This is a genomic window from Idiomarina sp. Sol25 (assembly GCF_033052775.1).
In the GTDB taxonomy this organism is placed as follows: Bacteria; Pseudomonadota; Gammaproteobacteria; order Enterobacterales; family Alteromonadaceae; genus Idiomarina.
This window is the reverse complement of record NZ_JAUPEW010000249.1, coordinates 1-233: the sequence shown is the minus strand read 5'-3', so window position 1 is coordinate 233 and position 233 is coordinate 1. Positions and strand designations below refer to the sequence as shown.

The following is a 233-nucleotide window of genomic DNA, read 5'->3' as shown; positions in this document are numbered from 1 at the left end:
GGCCGCGCGCGCGGAATATGAAATCCTGAACGGTGACAAGATTGCCGCCAAGTTGCGCCTGGTCGAGCTGTTTGAGCGCTATGCGCGAGAGGTATCGCCAGGCAAGCGAGGGCATCGCTGGGAGGTGATCCGACTTGAGAAGATCGGACGTGATGCGATCGCACAAATCCGGCTTGAGGATCTGGCGGCAAAGGATTTTGCCGCATGGCGCGACGAGCGGCTTAGGGAGGTCG

General features: G+C 60.5%; 1 protein-coding gene. It reads left to right on the top strand.

The features are described from left to right. On the top strand, positions 1 to 233 hold a 233-nt coding region (locus Q5L94_RS14165), incomplete at both ends, for a hypothetical protein (protein WP_317498985.1).